Source organism: Capnocytophaga sp. (assembly GCF_030532915.1).
Lineage (GTDB): Bacteria > Bacteroidota > Bacteroidia > Flavobacteriales > Flavobacteriaceae > Capnocytophaga.
The window spans coordinates 20,073-37,118 of sequence record NZ_JAUNKD010000007.1 but is presented as its reverse complement, the minus strand read 5'-3'; the positions used below and the strand labels follow the sequence as shown (position 1 = coordinate 37,118).

At 37.9% G+C, this 17,046-nt stretch carries 19 protein-coding genes and 1 other RNA gene; 10 read left to right on the top strand and 10 right to left on the bottom strand.

Translation table 11 applies throughout. The features are described from left to right. The first annotated feature begins 299 nt into the window (after positions 1 to 299). Positions 300 to 956, top strand: coding sequence for a hypothetical protein (locus tag Q4D72_RS03385; protein WP_303076012.1), 657 nt, complete (start codon positions 300 to 302; stop codon positions 954 to 956). 77 nt (positions 957 to 1,033) lie between these two features. Beyond that, positions 1,034 to 2,128, top strand: coding sequence for a porin (locus Q4D72_RS03380; protein ID WP_303076011.1), 1,095 nt, complete (start codon positions 1,034 to 1,036; stop codon positions 2,126 to 2,128). A gap of 323 nt (positions 2,129 to 2,451) precedes the next feature. Here the strand turns inward: Q4D72_RS03380 and Q4D72_RS03375 are convergent, their stop codons facing one another. Continuing rightward, positions 2,452 to 3,624 (bottom strand): AIR synthase related protein, encoded by a 1,173-nt coding sequence (locus Q4D72_RS03375; RefSeq protein WP_303076088.1) that lies wholly within the window; start codon positions 3,622 to 3,624, stop codon positions 2,452 to 2,454. A 293-nt stretch (positions 3,625 to 3,917) separates the two neighbouring features. Between Q4D72_RS03375 and Q4D72_RS03370 the strand changes: the two genes are divergently transcribed. From Q4D72_RS03370 to rnpB, 5 genes are all read left to right on the top strand, one after another. Further along, positions 3,918 to 4,328, top strand: coding sequence for a DUF4293 domain-containing protein (locus Q4D72_RS03370; protein WP_303076010.1), 411 nt, complete (start codon positions 3,918 to 3,920; stop codon positions 4,326 to 4,328). A gap of 130 nt (positions 4,329 to 4,458) precedes the next feature. Continuing rightward, positions 4,459 to 5,130 carry a response regulator transcription factor gene (locus Q4D72_RS03365; RefSeq protein WP_303076009.1) on the top strand — a complete coding sequence of 224 codons (672 nt, stop codon included), beginning with the start codon at positions 4,459 to 4,461 and terminating at the stop codon, positions 5,128 to 5,130. A gap of 24 nt (positions 5,131 to 5,154) precedes the next feature. After that, positions 5,155 to 6,435 carry a cell wall metabolism sensor histidine kinase WalK gene (locus Q4D72_RS03360; protein ID WP_303076008.1) on the top strand — a complete coding sequence of 427 codons (1,281 nt, stop codon included), beginning with the start codon at positions 5,155 to 5,157 and terminating at the stop codon, positions 6,433 to 6,435. An 81-nt stretch (positions 6,436 to 6,516) separates the two neighbouring features. Continuing rightward, positions 6,517 to 6,966: a PepSY-like domain-containing protein gene (locus Q4D72_RS03355; RefSeq protein WP_303076007.1), complete on the top strand. Its 450-nt coding sequence runs from the start codon at positions 6,517 to 6,519 to the stop codon at positions 6,964 to 6,966. Between the two features lie 118 nt (positions 6,967 to 7,084). Then, positions 7,085 to 7,387: RNase P RNA component class A (rnpB, locus tag Q4D72_RS03350), an RNA gene on the top strand. Positions 7,388 to 7,489: 102 nt separating this feature from the next. Here rnpB and Q4D72_RS03345 read toward each other — a convergent pair. Further along, positions 7,490 to 8,140: a protein-L-isoaspartate(D-aspartate) O-methyltransferase gene (locus Q4D72_RS03345; RefSeq protein ID WP_303076006.1), complete on the bottom strand. Its 651-nt coding sequence runs from the start codon at positions 8,138 to 8,140 to the stop codon at positions 7,490 to 7,492. A 183-nt stretch (positions 8,141 to 8,323) separates the two neighbouring features. Between Q4D72_RS03345 and Q4D72_RS03340 the strand changes: the two genes are divergently transcribed. After that, positions 8,324 to 9,313: an aspartate-semialdehyde dehydrogenase gene (locus Q4D72_RS03340; RefSeq protein WP_303076005.1), complete on the top strand. Its 990-nt coding sequence runs from the start codon at positions 8,324 to 8,326 to the stop codon at positions 9,311 to 9,313. Positions 9,314 to 9,371: 58 nt separating this feature from the next. Here the strand turns inward: Q4D72_RS03340 and Q4D72_RS03335 are convergent, their stop codons facing one another. The 5 genes from Q4D72_RS03335 to Q4D72_RS03315 all read right to left on the bottom strand — a co-directional run bounded on the left by Q4D72_RS03335 (position 9,372) and on the right by Q4D72_RS03315 (position 13,858). Next, the gene (locus tag Q4D72_RS03335) at positions 9,372 to 10,784 is read right to left on the bottom strand and encodes a CCA tRNA nucleotidyltransferase (protein WP_303076004.1); all 1,413 of its coding nucleotides are present in this window, start codon (positions 10,782 to 10,784) and stop codon (positions 9,372 to 9,374) included. Between the two features lie 55 nt (positions 10,785 to 10,839). After that, a complete protein-coding gene (gene kdsA, locus Q4D72_RS03330; RefSeq protein ID WP_303076087.1) occupies positions 10,840 to 11,631 on the bottom strand; it encodes a 3-deoxy-8-phosphooctulonate synthase in 792 nt (263 codons plus the stop codon). A 51-nt stretch (positions 11,632 to 11,682) separates the two neighbouring features. Continuing rightward, a complete protein-coding gene (locus Q4D72_RS03325; protein WP_303076003.1) occupies positions 11,683 to 11,877 on the bottom strand; it encodes a hypothetical protein in 195 nt (64 codons plus the stop codon). Positions 11,878 to 11,897: 20 nt separating this feature from the next. Then, positions 11,898 to 12,488: a MarC family protein gene (locus Q4D72_RS03320; RefSeq protein WP_303076002.1), complete on the bottom strand. Its 591-nt coding sequence runs from the start codon at positions 12,486 to 12,488 to the stop codon at positions 11,898 to 11,900. A 101-nt stretch (positions 12,489 to 12,589) separates the two neighbouring features. Beyond that, a complete protein-coding gene (locus Q4D72_RS03315; RefSeq protein ID WP_303076001.1) occupies positions 12,590 to 13,858 on the bottom strand; it encodes a M64 family metallopeptidase in 1,269 nt (422 codons plus the stop codon). A 121-nt stretch (positions 13,859 to 13,979) separates the two neighbouring features. On the opposite strand from Q4D72_RS03315, the gene Q4D72_RS03310 reads away from it, so the two are divergent. Continuing rightward, positions 13,980 to 15,023: a glycosyltransferase family 9 protein gene (locus Q4D72_RS03310; RefSeq protein ID WP_303076000.1), complete on the top strand. Its 1,044-nt coding sequence runs from the start codon at positions 13,980 to 13,982 to the stop codon at positions 15,021 to 15,023. Further along, the gene (aroQ, locus tag Q4D72_RS03305) at positions 15,023 to 15,445 is read left to right on the top strand and encodes a type II 3-dehydroquinate dehydratase (protein WP_303075999.1); all 423 of its coding nucleotides are present in this window, start codon (positions 15,023 to 15,025) and stop codon (positions 15,443 to 15,445) included. The genes Q4D72_RS03310 and aroQ overlap by 1 nt, the downstream gene beginning before the upstream one ends. A 27-nt stretch (positions 15,446 to 15,472) precedes the next feature. Here aroQ and Q4D72_RS03300 read toward each other — a convergent pair whose 3' ends face one another. Genes Q4D72_RS03300 through Q4D72_RS12130 form a run of 3 tightly spaced genes read right to left on the bottom strand, consistent with a single transcriptional unit; the run spans position 15,473 to position 17,019 of the window. Further along, on the bottom strand, positions 15,473 to 16,402 hold the full coding sequence (locus tag Q4D72_RS03300; protein WP_303075998.1) for a YafY family protein: 930 nt from the start codon (positions 16,400 to 16,402) through the stop codon (positions 15,473 to 15,475). A 60-nt stretch (positions 16,403 to 16,462) separates the two neighbouring features. Next, the gene (locus Q4D72_RS03295) at positions 16,463 to 16,789 is read right to left on the bottom strand and encodes a hypothetical protein (RefSeq protein ID WP_368502026.1); all 327 of its coding nucleotides are present in this window, start codon (positions 16,787 to 16,789) and stop codon (positions 16,463 to 16,465) included. Next, a complete protein-coding gene (locus Q4D72_RS12130; RefSeq protein WP_368502028.1) occupies positions 16,738 to 17,019 on the bottom strand; it encodes a metallophosphoesterase in 282 nt (93 codons plus the stop codon). Before Q4D72_RS12130 ends, Q4D72_RS03295 begins: the two co-directional genes overlap by 52 nt. Positions 17,020 to 17,046: the final 27 nt, after the last annotated feature.

Here is a 17,046-nt window from a genome sequence, read left to right as displayed (position 1 = left end):
TACGAATACTTGATAAAAAACAGAAATCAGCAGATGAATAACTAATTTAAGTACTCAAAAAAGCATTTTAAGCACTCAAAAAAGGAAATTCAGTACTAAAATAACAAAATTCAGCTCTTAAAATTATGTTTTCGTCGGGTAAAAAATCAAATTCGTACTAAAAATTAAAATGGCAGTGGGCAGACATACATATTCTTCAAAAAAAGAAGAATTTCCTCAACAGAAAAACCTTTTTTAGCTATTAAAAACAGATTTTTAACACACTAAATAAATAACTAATAACTAAAAATAAGAACATTATGGCTTTTTTTTATTTATCCAATGAAAAAATGTTGCAAAATTACGGTGCAATGTTTGAAAACTTGACAAAAGATACCCTTTTGGCAAATGAATTAGCCGAATACGGCTATGATAAAACCGAAATCGACAAAGGAAAAGCCCTTTACGAGAAGGCAAGAGAGTTATACGCACTCAACTTGAAAGAAACCCGCGAAGAAACATCGGCTTTGATGGCTTTTCGTGAAAAGTATGAGGCAATAACCAAACTTTATGCAACACATCGTAAAAAAGCAAGGGTTATTTTTATTGAAAATGAAGAAGCCCTCCGAAATTTGAAGCTCAAAGGCACAGCTCCGAAGGTAATTTCAACCTTAATCGAGCAAATGAGGGACTTTTACACGGTTTTAACCGAAACGGAGAGCTATAAAACTGCTTTACGGCAGTTAAAACTCACCGAGCAGGACTATACCGACCAGCTTTCGAACATTGTAAAGGCTGAGAAGCTCTATGCCGACTATCTGCAAGAGAAAGGAGAGAGTCAGCAAGCCACCAAAAACAAAGATATGGCAATCAACGACCTTGATAAATGGGGAAAAAGGCTGTATGCCATCGCAAAAATTGTTTTTGAAGAGCAGCCTCAGCTTCTTGAAAGCATCGGAAAGATAGTCAAAAGCTAAAATTTTTATGATTTATCCTTTTAAACAGAAAGTAAGAGGAATTTTCAAAAAAAGCAATAACATAAAAATAGTTTTATATGAAAAAATTTATACTTTATGCAGTATTGATAGTCCCGATGGTTGTGTTTTCACAACAAGATTTGGGTGAACGACTTGATGATGTAACAAAAAAGACCGATAAGTTCAATGCTTATCTAAATTTTCAATCAAGTTTTGATGCGGTGTCCGAAAAAGGAGCCGATACGCGCTTGGGGTTCAAAGCGCGCCAATTGCGGTTGGAATTTCGCGGGGATATTACCGATAAAATTTTCTATCGCTTGCGGCATCGACTTAATAAATCAAATGCGGCGGCAGATTTAGGCAATCTGGCTGATGCCACCGATATGATGTACGCAGGATTCCATTTAAACGAAAAATGGACGCTCACTGCCGGTAAAATGTGCCAAATGTGGGGCGGATTTGAGTTCGACCTCAATCCGATGAACATTTACGAGTATTCAGATTTCGTAAACGCTATGGATAATTTTATGGTCGGCGGTATGATTACCTATATGCCTACCGAAAACCACGAACTTATCTTCCAAATTACCAATTCACGCAACCATTCGCTGGAAAATGTGTACGGAACTGCGCTTCCTGCGCACATAAAGGCATCGAACAGCCCGCTGGCGTATATTCTGAACTGGAACGGGAATTTATTCGACGGAAAATTCCAGACGCGCTATGCAATCGGCTTGGAAACCGAGGCAAAAAACACTTATTCCACGATGATTACGCTGGGCAACAGGTTAAACCTTGAAAATTTCCAAGTTTTTTTGGATTATATGTATGCAAAACAGGATTTGGACAGGTTATATCTTTCACAAGTAAAAGAAATTACCACAGCGCTTGAAAATGTGAGTTATAACACCTTTATTTTAAAAGCGGAGTACCAACCCGCCGAAAAATGGAATCTTTTTGCCAAAGGAATGTATGAAACAGGCAATTACAAGAGCGAAAAGGTCAGAACTTCATACGGATATTACTGTGGCGTGGAATTTTTACCCTTTAAAGAGCAAGATTTACGATTTTTCTTAGCTTATATCGGAAGAACGTTTGATTATAAAGGAGGCACAAGCCATAACACCAACCGATTCAGTTTAGGGATGATGTATCGTATTAAAGCCTTCTAAAAAGATACTTTATATTTAATGCTTGCCCCTATTTTTCAAGCGAAAGCACGAAAAGTAGGGGCTTTTTATGCAAAGCAACTGAAAACAATTCAAAAATTAATAATTTTATTGGGTAAATAACCTTACAAAGTGGTAAAACAAATCAAGTCATAGGCATAAAAATCCTTTTAGCAGTTATTTTAACTCAATTTATTGCTTTAATATATTATTTCTGTGATAAAACAGCTTTCTTCTTTACAAAAAGACAGCTCATAAGCGGTATAATTTATCAAAAATCCATAAAAAAAGCCGAATAATTTATGATTATTCGGCTTTTTTGGAAATTAATATTCAAAAACTCCATACGGACTTTTAATTGTCAGTCTTTTTTCATTTGATGCTTCAACCCTACCGACAATTTGTGCGGGTATTCCAAAACTTTCGGATATGGAAATCAGCTCGGGGGCTATTTCTTCCGGAACGTAAAGCTCCATTCGATGTCCGCAGTTAAAAACTTGATACATTTCTTTCCAATCCGTCCCTGATTCCTGCTGAATTAACTTAAAGAGCGGCGGTACTTCAAAAAGATTGTCCTTCATTATGTATAAATTATCAACAAAATGCAAAATTTTGGTCTGTGCCCCACCACTGCAATGCACCATTCCGTGAATTTCTTCGGAGGTATATTTTTGCAGAATGTTTTTTATGACGGGCGCATACGTTCGCGTAGGTGAAAGCACTAATTTTCCGGCATTTAAGGGTGAATCGGCGATGGCATCGGTAAGTTTTTTGGTTCCGGCGTAAACCAGCTCGGCAGGCACGGCAGAATCGAAACTTTCAGGATATTTTTCAGCTAAATAATGGGCAAAAACATCGTGTCGTGCCGAAGTGAGCCCGTTGCTACCCATTCCGCCGTTATATTCTTTCTCATAAGTTGCCTTCCCGAACGAAGCCAGCCCCACAATAACATCACCAGACTGAATGTTGGCATTGTCAATCACCCGATTACGTGGCATTCGCGCCACCACGGTGGAATCGACAATTACGGTACGAACCAAATCGCCCACATCGGCAGTTTCGCCTCCGGTGGCGTGAATGGTTACGCCAAAGGTTTTAAGTTCATCGATAAGCTCCTGAGTTCCGTTAATTATAGCCGAAATAACCTCACCGGGAATCAAATTTTTATTGCGCCCAATAGTTGACGACAACATAATATCATCAACAGCCCCCACACACAACAAATCATCAATGTTCATAATGAGGGCATCTTGCGCAATGCCTTTCCATACCGAAAGGTCGGCGGTTTCTTTCCAGTACATATACGCCAATGCGGATTTGGTTCCTGCCCCGTCAGCGTGCATCACCAAACAGTAATTGTCATCACCGGTTAAATAATCGGGTACGATTTTACAAAAAGCCTTCGGAAAAAGCCCTTTGTCAATGTTTTTTATCGCTTTATGAACCTCATCTTTTGCGGCTGAAACGCCTCTTTGTGCATATCGTTTGCTTACTTCCATAATCTGAACTAAAATTTGATGGTGTGTTATATTATTATTTTTCAGTAAATTATCATATTTCTGAAACCTTGTCATTTTGTATTTGGTATGGTTTAACCTTCCCAAAATAATAAATATCATTCGGATTGGTTATAGTGGCGACAAAGGTACGTTTTTTTTTGAAAAATCCTATTTTGCAATGGGAGGTTTGCTTTGTTTTTTATGCTGTTTTTGAGATAATAAAAAAATATTTTGCCTTTAAATTGGTTAATTGGCAAAAAAAATGTAAGTTTGCGCGGTGAAATTCATAAACTATGATTCAACGAATACAGAGCGTTTATATGTTAGTGGTGGTTGTCATCAGTGGGGTTCTCCCTTGGTTGTTTCCGCTTTATACACAGGCAGGTAATCGCATTTTTGCTTATACAGATGATGCCACAAGCGGTGGTTTGTTCGCATTATCAACGCTTTTGGCTGTGTATGCCATTTTCAGATTCAAGACAAGACAGAGTCAGTTTGTTTTTAACAGACTGAACATTCTTATAAATCTTACTTTACTAGGAATATTTGTATATCGAGTGCTAAGTTCATCCGGAGAAAATGCTATTTCTGAGAAGGGTGTTGGGATTTTCTTACCCGTCCTTTCTATCGTTTCTTTGTTTTTGGCTAATAAAGCCATTCGGCGGGACGAAAACCTTGTAAAATCAGCAGACAGATTACGATAAACCTAATAATCTTAGTAGTGTTAGTGCGTTGAAAATCCTAAACCTTACGGTTTAGGATTTTTTTATGGAAAAACAATTTTTCCGATTTTTTTCCAGAATTATTTCTTATTTTTGCTCTAAAATTTTGGATATGAAAATTTTAATTATCGAAGACGAACCCGCATTGCTTGAAACCTTACAACAGTTTCTAAAAGCCGAAAAATATATTGTTGAAACGGCAACTGACTATCTGTCAGGTATTGACAAAATCGGTGCGTATGATTATGATTGCATTTTGCTGGACATTATGTTGCCCAACGGAAGCGGTATCGACCTTTTAAAGGAAGTACAACGAATGAACAAAAAAGACTCGGTAATCATTATTTCAGCCAAAGACTCGGTTGAAGACAAGGTTTTGGGTTTGGATTTAGGCGCCGTTGATTACTTAGCTAAACCATTCAATTTATTAGAGTTACATTCACGAATCAAATCAGCAATGCGTCAAAAAAACCAAAGTGGGCAGAATTATATTTCGTTCAAAAATGTAACCATTTTTCCGGACGACCGCAGGGTTTTGGTCAGCCAAAAAGAAATAACCTTAAACCGAAAAGAATTTGATTTGCTTTATTATTTTATGATTCGACCCGAAAAAACATTACAAAAAACCTCTTTGGCAGAAGCCGTTTGGGGCGATAATATTGACCAAGCCGATAATCTGGATTTTATCTATTCACAAATCAAAAACTTACGCAAAAAATTAAAAGAAAATAAAGCCGAAATTGATTTCCAAGCTGTTTACGGCATCGGATATAAATTGGTGTAATACACTATAAATCAACCCCTTAAAATGAGTGTTTCATTAAAAAATTACACCCTGAAATATTTGGCTTCGGCACTGCTGCTCATCATTGCGGTGTGGGCTGCTCTGTTCTACACATTTTTGATTGAAGAGGTGTATGACAATATTGACGACGGGTTAAAAGACTTAAAAATCCAAATTATTCGTGAAGCCTATGAAAACGATAAAATTCTGGATATCAACGAATTTGACTTCAACCAATTTCGCATTACGTCCATTGACGCAACACAATACAAAGAGGGGAATTTTTTCCGAAACGAATCGTTTTATATGGAATATGAAGACGATTATGAGCCCTATCGTGTTTTAGAAACATATTTCATTGATAAAGAGGCACAACCAAAACGACTCGAAATCAGAAGTTCCATAGTTGAAGAAGATGAATTTGCTCAAAATTTATTCGTAGCCTTGGTGGTTCTTTACATCTTAATCGTTACTAGTATCATTATCATAAATAATATTATTTTACGAAAAACGTGGAAACCTTTCTATCAAATCCTTAAAAAATTAGGAAATTATGATTTTGGAAAGGAAAATTATGAAAAAAGTAAAAAAACACATATTCACGAATTTGAACTTTTAAATCGTGAAATTGACACGATGATTTACCGCAATGAAAAAACATTCCGAAATCAAAAACAATTTATTGAAAATGCTTCACACGAATTGCAAACCCCTCTGGCTGTGTCTATTAACAAAATAGAAATTTTATTGGAAGACGAAAATCTGTCGGAAGAAAAACTCGTTGAATTAAGCAATGTTCGTGAAACGTTACTTAAACTCGTGAAAATCAACAAATCACTGCTGATGCTCTCCCGCATTGAAAACAATCAGTATTTTCCAAAAGAAGAAATCGTTTTCAACAACATAGCCAAAAATATACTTGAAGATTTTACGGATATGCTTACTTTCAAAGATATAGAACTTAAATTCACTGAAAATGGCACTTTCAAAACACTGATGAATCCTGATTTGGCATATGTTTTGCTGTCTAATCTGTTGCGAAATGCCATCAAATACAACCGAAAAGGTGGCGTCATCTACATTGATTTTCACAACAACGGATTTGAAATGAAAAACACATCACAACAAACCGATTCATTAAATAAAGAGTTCATTTTCAATCGTTTTTACAAATCAAATCAAGACAATTCTTCAACCGGATTGGGGCTTTCCATCGTAAAAACAATCGTGGAAAATTCACCCAGTTTAACGGTTGATTATCAATACGAAAATGATTTGCACGTCTTCTTAGTAAAACAAAAATAATTTTTCTGTTTTTTATGTATTTCCCATTTTTTTCCAAAATCACCAACTAATTTTGCCCCTGAATTAAAAAATAAACATACAATGAAAAAAAATCTTATCAAATTAGTAACATTTATCATTTTTATTTTTGGTAGTACACAAGCCAATGCGCAGGAAACCATCGTAGCACAAAACGAATTGCCACAAAGTGCGCAAACCTTCATAAAAAATCATTTTTCGAGGCATAATGTAGACTACATAATGTTTGAACGCAATTTTTTGTCGTCCAACGAATATACGGTTCGGTTTACTGACGGATTAAAAATTGAATTTGACGGAAAAGGAAGTTGGAAGGAAATTGACGGGAAATACACCGAAATCCCGACTGATTTCATTTCAAAAAATATTCTCACATACGTAAATGCCAAGTTTTCAAACACAAAAATCGTAAAAATTGAAAAAGTATATTTTGGCAATCAAGAAGTGAAACTTTCAAACGGTTTGGAATTGATTTTCGATTCAAAAGGAAATTTCAAACGCGTTGATGACTAAACTCTGAAAATAAACAACTGATAATCAGTTATCACATACCGATTTACTTTACCAAATCGGTATTTTTTATTTCGTAATTCCCGTAAAATAAAAATAAAATGTTGTACCTTTGCCGGCGAGAGCAAATCGGCTTATCGCTATTTTATAGAGGAAAGTCCGGACACCACAGAGCAACATAGCGGGTAATGCCCGTCCGTCGTGAGACGAGGACAAGTGCAACAGAAAGCAAGTACAGTTCGGCTGTAGTGAAATCAGGTAAACTCTATGTGGTGCAACGCCGTGTAAACCAACAGTTGAGGGTGGCTCGCCCGATGTTGGAGGGTGGGCGGTTTGAGTTTACAAGTAATTGTAAATCAAGATAAATGATAAGCATCTTATGCACAATAAGATACAGAATCCGGCTTATAGATTTGCTCTTTTTTTGTTTAAACACAAAATAATTCTTACCTGAAAAATCGAAAATCGCAAAATAATTCGATAAATAATTGATTCCCAAATACTATTTTTTCACAACTTTTTTGGCTTAGGCTTTGTCTTTTAAAAGAGGAACAAACTGAAAATCACCATATTCCGTTTTATGAAATTCGTTTTCGGAAATGCGTTCAAAAAGAGTCATCACCTGCATTTGTTCACCTACGGGAATTACCAAACGCCCACCGATTGCCAATTGTGCCAACAACGCCGGCGGAACCTGTGAAGCACCCGCCGTTACCAAAATTCGGTCAAAAGGCGCTTCAAGCGGAAGCCCTTTATATCCGTCACCAAAATACATTCTCGCTCTGCGAGGCATCAGTTTCGGGAGCAAAAGTTGTGTTTGTTTGAATAATTTTTGCTGTCGTTCAATGGTAAATACGTTAGCACCCAAAAAAAGTAACACACTTGATTGATAACCACTTCCGGTGCCGATTTCCAATACTTTTTGTCCGGAAGAAACTTGTAGTAATTGCGTTTGAAAAGCCACCGTATAGGGCTGTGAAATAGTTTGTCCGGCCTCAATCGGGAAAGCCTTATCCTGATAGGCGTGCGCTTCAAAACTGCTGTCCATAAACAAATGCCGGGGAATGGCACGAATGGCGTCCAACACTTTTGTATCCGTGATACCTTTTTGTTTGAGCAAATCAGCTAGTTGATTTCGTAACCCTTTGTGTTTCAATGTATCCTTAAGTGGTAGCATTTCTTTTTTATCAGAATAAAATTGTAGTATTTCTTTTTTTTCGGACTGCAAATTTCCGCATTTTTTTCGTAATAAAAAAATTCATTTTATTACTTATTTTCTTTCTATCGTAAAAAATAATTAGTATTTTTGCTGTTCTTTTACGTAAAAGATGAATTAAATACTGATAAAAGTAATAAAAATATGAGAGTAGCCGTTGTTGGCGTTACCGGAATGGTGGGTAACGTGATGTTAGAAGTGCTAAACGAACGAAATTTTCCGGTAACGGAACTGATTCCGGTGGCTTCGGAAAAGTCTGTCGGACAAAAAATTACCTTCCAAGGGAAGGAATATTCGGTTGTAGGCTTGCAACAAGCCGTTTCGTTAAAACCCGATGTGGCGTTGTTTTCTGCCGGCGGAACCGTTTCATTGGAGTGGGCGCCGAAATTTGCCCAAGTGGGAACTACCGTGGTGGACAATTCATCGGCTTGGCGTATGGACCCTACCAAAAAATTAGTAATCCCCGAAATCAATGCCGATGTGCTCACAAAGGAGGATAAAATCATCGCGAATCCCAACTGTTCCACCATCCAAATGTTGGTTGCCCTAGCGCCATTACAACGAAAATACGGTATTAAACGTGTGGTTGTCTCAACTTACCAATCCATTACCGGAACGGGTGTAAAGGCTGTAAAACAACTTGAAAATGAATATAATGGCAAAAAAGGAGAAATGGCTTATCACTACCCCATACACCGAAATGCCATTCCACATTGTGATGTTTTTGAAGAAAACGGCTACACCAAAGAGGAAATGAAATTGGTGCGTGAAACCAAAAAAATCCTTCGAGATGAAACGATTGCGGTAACAGCAACCGCCGTGCGCATTCCGGTAGTTGGCGGGCATAGCGAGTCGGTAAACGTGGAGCTTCTTTCTGATTTTTCATTGGACGAAGTGCGCGATTTACTTTCAAAATCATCCGGAATCACGGTTCAGGACGACATTGCAACCAACTCATACCCAATGCCTTTATTTTCACAAGGAAAAGATGAGGTGTTCGTGGGACGTATCCGAAAAGATGAATCACAAGCCAATACATTGAATATGTGGATAGTAGCTGATAATTTACGAAAAGGGGCAGCCACCAACACCATTCAAATAGCTGAATATTTAGTGGCAAATCATTTGCTGTAATCACAAATTTAAAAACATCAAAAAAGGTTAAGAAATAGCTGATTTCTTAACCTTTTCTTTATGGTATGAGTTTCATTTTTTTAGCTTTTTCAAACATAAATGCTTTGGCAGCTTCGTACTCATTCGGGATTTTTCCTTCTAAAATGGCATCTTTGATGGCATCTTTCAATGCACCAATTTCTCGCGACGGTTTTAAATTGAAGGTTTTCATAATTTCCTCGCCCGAAACAGGAGGCTGAAAATTGCGAATATGGTCTTTTTCTTCCACTTCAACCACTTTTTGCCGAACTATCAGGAAATTATCGTGATATTTTTTAAATTTTTTCGGATTTTTAGTAGTAATATCCGCTTCACACAAAGTCATCAAACTTTCAAAATCATCACCGGCATCAAAAATCAACCTGCGCACTGCTGAATCGGTAACAATGTCTTCGGCAATGACAATGGGACGCGAACTCATTCGCACCATTTTCTGCACGAATTTCATCTTTTCATTGAGTGGCATACGCAATCGCTTGAAAATAGTGAAAACCATTTTGCTGCCCAGAAATTCGTGTCCGTGAAAGGTCCAACCTACTTTTTTGTCAAAACGCTTGGTGGGAGCTTTACCAATATCGTGCAACAAAGCTGACCAGCGCAACCACAAATCATCGGTGTTTTGCGCAATGTTGTCCACCACTTCAAGCGTATGCCAAAAATTATCTTTATGGCGCTGTCCTTCTTGCTCCTGAACACCTTGTAAATCAATCAATTCAGGAAGTATATAATGAAGCAATCCGGTTTGGTAAAGCAATTTTAACCCAACGGAAGGCTGGTCAGAAGCCAGTATTTTATGAAGTTCATCAACGATGCGTTCGTTTGAAATAATTTCCAAGCGATTTTTATTTTTCGTGATGGCTTTTAGTGATTTTTCTTCAATATCAAAACCCAATTGCGTGGCAAACCGAATGGCGCGCATCATTCTGAGCGGGTCATCGGAGTAGGTAACATCGGGGTCGAGCGGCGTGCGAATGATTTTATTTTCAAGGTCAGAAAGCCCGCCAAAAGGGTCTATCAACTCACCAAAATTGCGTTTTGAAAGCGATAAAGCCATCGCATTAATGGTAAAATCACGTCGATTTTGGTCGTCTTGTAGCGTTCCGCTTTCCACGTAAGGTTTGCGGGAATTGGATTCGTAACTTTCTTTTCGAGCGCCGACAAACTCAATATCCAAACCGTCGGATTTTATCATCGCCGTTCCAAAGTTCTTAAAAACAGATACTTTGGGAGATTCGGGTAATTTTTCGGCTACTTTTTCAGCCAACAAAACTCCGCTTCCGACCGAAACAATATCAATATCCTTAGGGAGTTTCTTTTTCAGAAGATAATCTCTAACAAATCCACCGATAACATAACTTTCCAACGAAATTTCAGCCGAAATATTACTAATTACAGAAAAAATAGGATTTGTAAGAGCTTCTTTATAATTCATATTTATTTAGTTTGCAGTATTTTACAATACTGTTAGTCAATGGCTAACAGTTTTTTTAAAACTCATTAATGGTTTTACGAATGGCAACGAGCCTTGTCAAAAGCCCTTCGAGCAAATCAAGATGAAGCATATTTGCCCCGTCACTTTTGGCATTTTTCGGGTCGAAATGGGTTTCAATAAACAGCCCATCAGCATTATTAACAATAGCCGCTCGCGCAACAACTTCAATCATATCAGGACGACCACCGGTTACGCCACTCGCTTGATTGGGTTGTTGTAATGAATGCGTAACATCCATAACCACAGGCGCATAGGCTTGCATTGTGGGAATTCCTCTAAAATCAACTATTAAATCTTGGTAACCAAACATAGTACCTCTATCGGTCAGCATAACGCTCTCGTTACCAACATCAAGCACTTTTTGAACGGCGTGTTTCATACTTTCGGGACTCATAAACTGCCCTTTTTTCAAATTGATTACCTTAGCCGTTTTAGCGGCAGCCACCACCAAATCAGTTTGGCGCACCAAAAAAGCCGGAATTTGCAGTACATCAACATATTGGGCAGCCATTTCGGCATCGCTAACTTCGTGAATATCCGTAACGGTAGGCACACCGAAAGTCTTCCCTACTCTTTCAAGAATTTTGAGTGCTTTTTCATCGCCAATACCTGTAAATGAATCAATTCGGCTGCGATTGGCTTTTTTGAAACTTCCTTTAAAAACATACGGAATATTCAATTTTTGAGTAATTGACACAATTTTATCGGCAATTTTCATCGCCATTTCTTCCCCTTCAATGGCACAAGGTCCTGCCAGAAGAAAAAAGTTATTTTCTTTATTCGATATAAGCATAAGTAACTGGAATTGAACCGATAATTCGGTTATTGAAATATTATTTTATTTTAAATTTTGTTTGATTTTTCTTGAAAAATGGAATATCAGTAGCAACAACAAAGCCGCCAATGCCACACCCGCCGAGATAAAAGCCACTGCACTTTGCCCTTGAAACGGATTGGAAAAATCAATCAAATAAACGTTAAACCCAATAATAATCAATGAGATAACAAGCAATATGTATATAAATAGTTTCATACGTAAAAATCTAAATAAAATTATTGCACCACAGGCATATGAAAAATCGCTTTTGCGTTGGTAATAAACATTTCAACGGCAATGGCAAGCAAAATCACCCCGAAAATTTTCCGAAGTACCGAAATTCCCTGTTTGCCAAGGCGTTTTTCGAGCTTTTCGGAATTTTTCAGCACTACATATACAATCAAAAGATTAATCAAAATCCCTACAACGATATTTTCAAGGGCGTATTTTTCTCTGGAATTTATCAAAATCGCTAGCGATGTCGCCCCCGCAACCAACGGAAACGCCAACGGAACAATTGACGCCGTTTGCGGAGCCTCATCCTTATAAAGTTCAATACCCAAAATCATTTCCAAAGCGAAGAAAAACAGGATAAAAGCGCCCGCTACGGCAAACGAAGGTACCGTCACGCTGACCAGCCCAAGGATTTTCTCGCCAAAAAACAGAAAAGAAAAGAATAAAATTCCGGAAACAATCACTGTTTTTTCAGACTGAATATAGCCCGATTTTTCACGTAACTTAGTGATAATCGGAATACTACCTATAATATCAATCGCCACGAACAACGCCAAAGTTATCGTAGTGATTTCCTCAATATCAAAACTCATTTTTCAAAAAATTTTTGCAAAAATAGGAAAAAAGTCGGATTTAGACACCGTTTTTCAATTCGCCTTTCTGAAAAAATGGCAACTCACTCATTTAAAGCGTTTTATTCTGTATAAAACTTCACCACCTTGTGTATGGCTCGCTGGCAAACGGGACAAAAACCTTTGGGGTCGTTTGACTTCATTCGGCAATCTTGCACGGGGCTGTAAATGCCTTTGGAAACATAGCCGCCTCCTTCAAAAACGCCCACCGTTTTTTCATATTTTGAGGTTCTTGGCGTGGGAATCGGGGTTGTTTTTTTAATCATATCCTTCCATTTGGTGTCAAAATTAACCAAAGAAGTGATATTTTGCTCCCAAGGCTCTACCTTTATATTATATGCAGAGTCAAAAGCGGTTGAAGAATCGTAATATTCATCAGCAAGCCCCGCAAATCCGTGTCCGAACTCGTGAACGAAGACTTTTTCCGACAATTTATTGTCAGAAGTTGCCAAATTCAAGTGATTGTAAAACCCGCCACCGCCATAAGTTTCGGTGTTTACCAAAATATAAATCTGGTCATAAGGCACTAATGAAGCGGCATCGGCAATGGCTTGCATATTGTTGGTTGTCAGGTATCTTTCCATATCAAAAGTGTAAAACGAAGCATCAAAAGCCGTTTTTTTATAGCTATTTTTGCCGGGAATGTCCGTGCCGGATTCTTGGGACGGAACACCCACCGCATACACGTTAAAATGCTGTTTTAGAGCATCAAACGGCGGAATGGTAAACATATAATCAGTCATACGTTTGGCATCGGCGTAAAATTTCGCCATTTCATTTTGAGTGTAACCTTCCGCTAAAATCACCAAATCTACTTTTTGGGAAGCATCGCCATTTTCAAGTATTTTTTTAACAGGATACGCCAAAACGGTCTCTTCTTTTATAAAATAATCATCAGGATTGATAGTTTTTTGAAAAAAATCATCAAACCGACCTTCTTTATTTCGTTTTTCTATGGAAAATTTCAGTTTTTTTGTCGGAAAAGGGAACTGAATAGCGTGTAAAAACATCTTTTTTTCGGTTTTTGCCTGCTCAACGTGTTGCCATTCATTGAAAAGTGAATTAAATCCCTTTGAAAAAACGATTTTTCCCGTATTTTCATCTATTAATCGCACGCGAAGTTCCCCAAAATCCGGAAAAATCAAATTTGTTTTAGAGCCTCCCCAGTGCGGTTCTTTTTTCAGTTGCGATACGATGACTTCGGCAGTGGTGGCATCACCCAAAATATAAAAATCAATTCGGAGACTTTTTGAAAAATCAAACGGATATTCGTTTTTTGCATTTAACTGAAAACCAGCAAGAAAAAATAAAATACAGAAAAATCGTTGCATAGTGTCAAAAATTTTATACATTTGTAATCGGAATTAAAATCAATGCTTTTTATCTGTTTTTCAGAAAAATACACATTTTAATTGCGCCAAATATAACAAATTTAATCAAAACGAACAAAAAATGCCAACAAAACATATTGCTGTAATTCGGCTTTCGGCAATGGGTGATGTGGCTATCAGTGTGCCTGTGCTTACAGCTTTTCGCGAGCAATATCCTGATGTAAAGCTCACAATCGTAACCCGCCCGACGTTTGCCCCGATGTTTTCACACATTGCTGATTGTGAGATTTTTACTCCCGAATTAAAAACCAAACACAAAGGTTTTTTCGGGCTTTTTCGGTTGTATAAAGAACTGAAAAAACGAAAAATTGATGCCGTAGCCGACATTCACAACGTACTTAGAACCAATATTTTAAGGTTATTTTTTACGTTTTCAGGCGTTCCGTTTGAGCAAATCAATAAAGGGCGAAAAGAAAAAAAAGCCTTAACCCGAGCTAAAAACAAGATTTTCAAGCCTTTAAAACCTTTATACAAACGTTATGCCGATGTTTTTGAAAAATTAGGCTTCCCGATTTCTCTTGAAAAAACATACTTTACACCCAAACCACAACTTATTGATAATGTGAAAAATACACTTTCACAAACAAAAAATATCGGGATTGCTCCCTTTGCTTCCCACTTAGGAAAAGAATATCCGTTTGAGAATTTTAAAGATGTAATAATCGGATTATCAAATAAATATGTTGATAGGAAAATTTTTATTTTTGGCGGCGGAAATCATCAAAAACAAACAGTTGAAAAAATTTCACATTTGCCGAACGTTGAAAATATGATTGGGCGAATTTCATTTGAAGAAGAATTGCAACTTATTGCTAATCTTGATATTATGGTTTCAATGGACAGCGGAAATGCACATTTGGCAGCGATGTACGGCGTTCCAACGCTTACCATTTGGGGTGTTACACACCCGTATGCGGGATTTTATCCGTACCGGCAACCCGAAAACAATGCTCTTTTGGCTGATAGAACGCAATTTTCACTCATTCCGACATCAATTTACGGAAATAAATACCCAAAAGGATACGAAAGAGCCATAAAAACCATAAAAACAGACGAAATTATTGAAAAAATAGACGAAATCATCACAAAAAACGACAAAAAATAATGAAAATAGCCATCATCAACGGTCCAAACTTAAATCTTTTAGGCAAAAGAGAGCCTGAAATTTACGGAAATCAAACTTTTGAGGATTTTTTTGCAGCATTACAAAAAAAATTCCCAAAAATGCAACTTACTTATTTTCAAAGCAATATAGAAGGTGAAATTATTAATAAAATTCACGAAATCGGATTTGATTACGACGGAATTATCCTAAATGCCGGTGGCTACACCCATACTTCCGTTGCCATTGCCGACGCCATAAAATCCGTGCAAACACCTGTTATTGAAGTACATATATCCAACACATTTGCAAGGGAAATGTTTCGCCATCACTCGTATATTTCACCCGTTGCCAAAGGCGTAATTTTAGGTTTCGGAATGCAAAGTTATGAATTGGCATTGATGAGTTTTTTTATAAAATATTGATAAACAAACGATTACATCATACCAATGCTACTCATAAACCCCCTGCATCTGGCTTACGATTTCTTTGATTTCTTTGCGGAACGATTCCGGATAAAGTACCTCAATTTCAGCTCCGTGCGAGAGAATTTCTTGGCGGAAATCGTAGGTCAGACGTAAAAAATACTCAAAAATCGTGTATTCGCCTTCGATGCGGATTTCCTTTTGCGAATGGTGTAACGGCAAGGATTTGAGGTAGTTAGATTTCGATTCGCTAACTTTAATCTGCACAATATCAGGCGAAATCGTTTCATCGACTATAATTCCGAAACTGTGAGCAAAATAGTCGGCAACGTCAAAATCGGCAGGAAGCGTAAAGGGTTCGTCTGTGGGAATTATCTCCTTGATACGGTCGAGGGCGTAAATCCGCATAGCGTGGCTATCTTCCTTAAAAGCAATGAGATACCAACGCTGTTTAAAAATTTTGATGCTATACGGATGCACTTTCGTCTCGCTCAAATCGTGATGATAAAAGGGCTGATAACGAATAATGAGTTTCGAGTTATCTTTCATAGCCTCAACGATTTGCGATAAAAACACACGTCCTGACGGCACATTTTCAAGCAGAATACGATTCCGTAGTGACTTCTGTTCCTGCACCATATTGCTCACGGCAAAGGTGTTCAAAAACCACGAGCGGAGCGTATCTTTCTCAATATCAGCAAGATTCCGAATGTAATATTTGTAGCCGTTTTTTGTATCGCACTCAATGTCAATGTCTAACATTTGTGCGATGGCTTCGCGGTGGTTGTGGAAGGTACGCAGGGGGAAATCTTTTTCGTCTTCGTTGAGGGATGACCTTAGCCAGTGTTTGTTGATTTCCTCGTAGGTAAGTTGCTGTTTTCGAGCGATTAAGCCCACCAACCACATATACCGATTAAAAAGTCGTAAGGTGTTTTCTTTGGCTGTTGTTCGTTTCATATCGTTTCTTTTTTAGGGCAAAAACAAATTTATGATATGCCAAATCACGGCACAGCTAAATTATTTTTTGAAAAAATCTTGTGCGTTTTGTGTAAGTTCGTGGATGTAGGCATCGCGTAAATGGTTGAAATACGAGACGTTACAAAAGGTGGTGTATTTCCCTTCAAAGCGTTGCAATCCTTGGCTGTGGATATGTCCGAAAATATGAAATTTGGGGTTGCACCGGATTACAAGGCTGCGTAAATACGGACAGCCGATACCCTCGTCCAAAACGCATTTTATGGGAGTATGGGTTATCAGAAAATCCACATTTTCAGAGGTTTGTACTTCGTTTTTCAAATACGGACGAGCCACCACCGAGCAGAAACGAATGCCCTCAAAGTCCAATTCTTGGTTTTCCAGCAGGGTGATTTCGGGCGGTAAAAAACTCCTTGCCCTTTGCGGTGTGCGGTCGAAAAAATCTCGTGATTTCCAGCCACAAAAATCCGCAATTTGGCAGGAAGCGAGGCGTACCACTCCAAAAAGTGTGGAAACTCATTTTCGGAAAATCCTTGTATGCCGTCTCCTGCACAAATCAGAATATCAGCCTCTTGCGGAATTTCCAACTTATGGTGCATTGCGTGTGTATCCGAAAACGCAAATAT

What these genes read in the sequence shown, in the direction of transcription:
- Q4D72_RS03380 (WP_303076011.1), top strand. Translation starts at nt 1,034, where the DNA reads ATGAAAAAATTTATACTTTATGCAGTATTGATAGTCCCGATGGTTGTG.
- Q4D72_RS03345 (WP_303076006.1), bottom strand. Translation starts at nt 8,140, where the DNA reads ATGCTACCACTTAAGGATACATTGAAACACAAAGGGTTACGAAATCAA.
- Q4D72_RS03385 (WP_303076012.1), top strand. Translation starts at nt 300, where the DNA reads ATGGCTTTTTTTTATTTATCCAATGAAAAAATGTTGCAAAATTACGGT.
- Q4D72_RS03360 (WP_303076008.1), top strand. Translation starts at nt 5,155, where the DNA reads ATGAGTGTTTCATTAAAAAATTACACCCTGAAATATTTGGCTTCGGCA.
- Q4D72_RS03310 (WP_303076000.1), top strand. Translation starts at nt 13,980, where the DNA reads ATGCCAACAAAACATATTGCTGTAATTCGGCTTTCGGCAATGGGTGAT.
- Q4D72_RS03315 (WP_303076001.1), bottom strand. Translation starts at nt 13,858, where the DNA reads ATGCAACGATTTTTCTGTATTTTATTTTTTCTTGCTGGTTTTCAGTTA.
- Q4D72_RS03355 (WP_303076007.1), top strand. Translation starts at nt 6,517, where the DNA reads ATGAAAAAAAATCTTATCAAATTAGTAACATTTATCATTTTTATTTTT.
- Q4D72_RS03320 (WP_303076002.1), bottom strand. Translation starts at nt 12,488, where the DNA reads ATGAGTTTTGATATTGAGGAAATCACTACGATAACTTTGGCGTTGTTC.
- Q4D72_RS03370 (WP_303076010.1), top strand. Translation starts at nt 3,918, where the DNA reads ATGATTCAACGAATACAGAGCGTTTATATGTTAGTGGTGGTTGTCATC.
- Q4D72_RS03335 (WP_303076004.1), bottom strand. Translation starts at nt 10,784, where the DNA reads ATGAATTATAAAGAAGCTCTTACAAATCCTATTTTTTCTGTAATTAGT.
- Q4D72_RS03340 (WP_303076005.1), top strand. Translation starts at nt 8,324, where the DNA reads ATGAGAGTAGCCGTTGTTGGCGTTACCGGAATGGTGGGTAACGTGATG.
- Q4D72_RS03365 (WP_303076009.1), top strand. Translation starts at nt 4,459, where the DNA reads ATGAAAATTTTAATTATCGAAGACGAACCCGCATTGCTTGAAACCTTA.
- Q4D72_RS03325 (WP_303076003.1), bottom strand. Translation starts at nt 11,877, where the DNA reads ATGAAACTATTTATATACATATTGCTTGTTATCTCATTGATTATTATT.
- aroQ (WP_303075999.1), top strand. Translation starts at nt 15,023, where the DNA reads ATGAAAATAGCCATCATCAACGGTCCAAACTTAAATCTTTTAGGCAAA.
- Q4D72_RS03375 (WP_303076088.1), bottom strand. Translation starts at nt 3,624, where the DNA reads ATGGAAGTAAGCAAACGATATGCACAAAGAGGCGTTTCAGCCGCAAAA.
- Q4D72_RS03300 (WP_303075998.1), bottom strand. Translation starts at nt 16,402, where the DNA reads ATGAAACGAACAACAGCCAAAGAAAACACCTTACGACTTTTTAATCGG.
- Q4D72_RS12130 (WP_368502028.1), bottom strand. Translation starts at nt 17,019, where the DNA reads ATGCACCATAAGTTGGAAATTCCGCAAGAGGCTGATATTCTGATTTGT.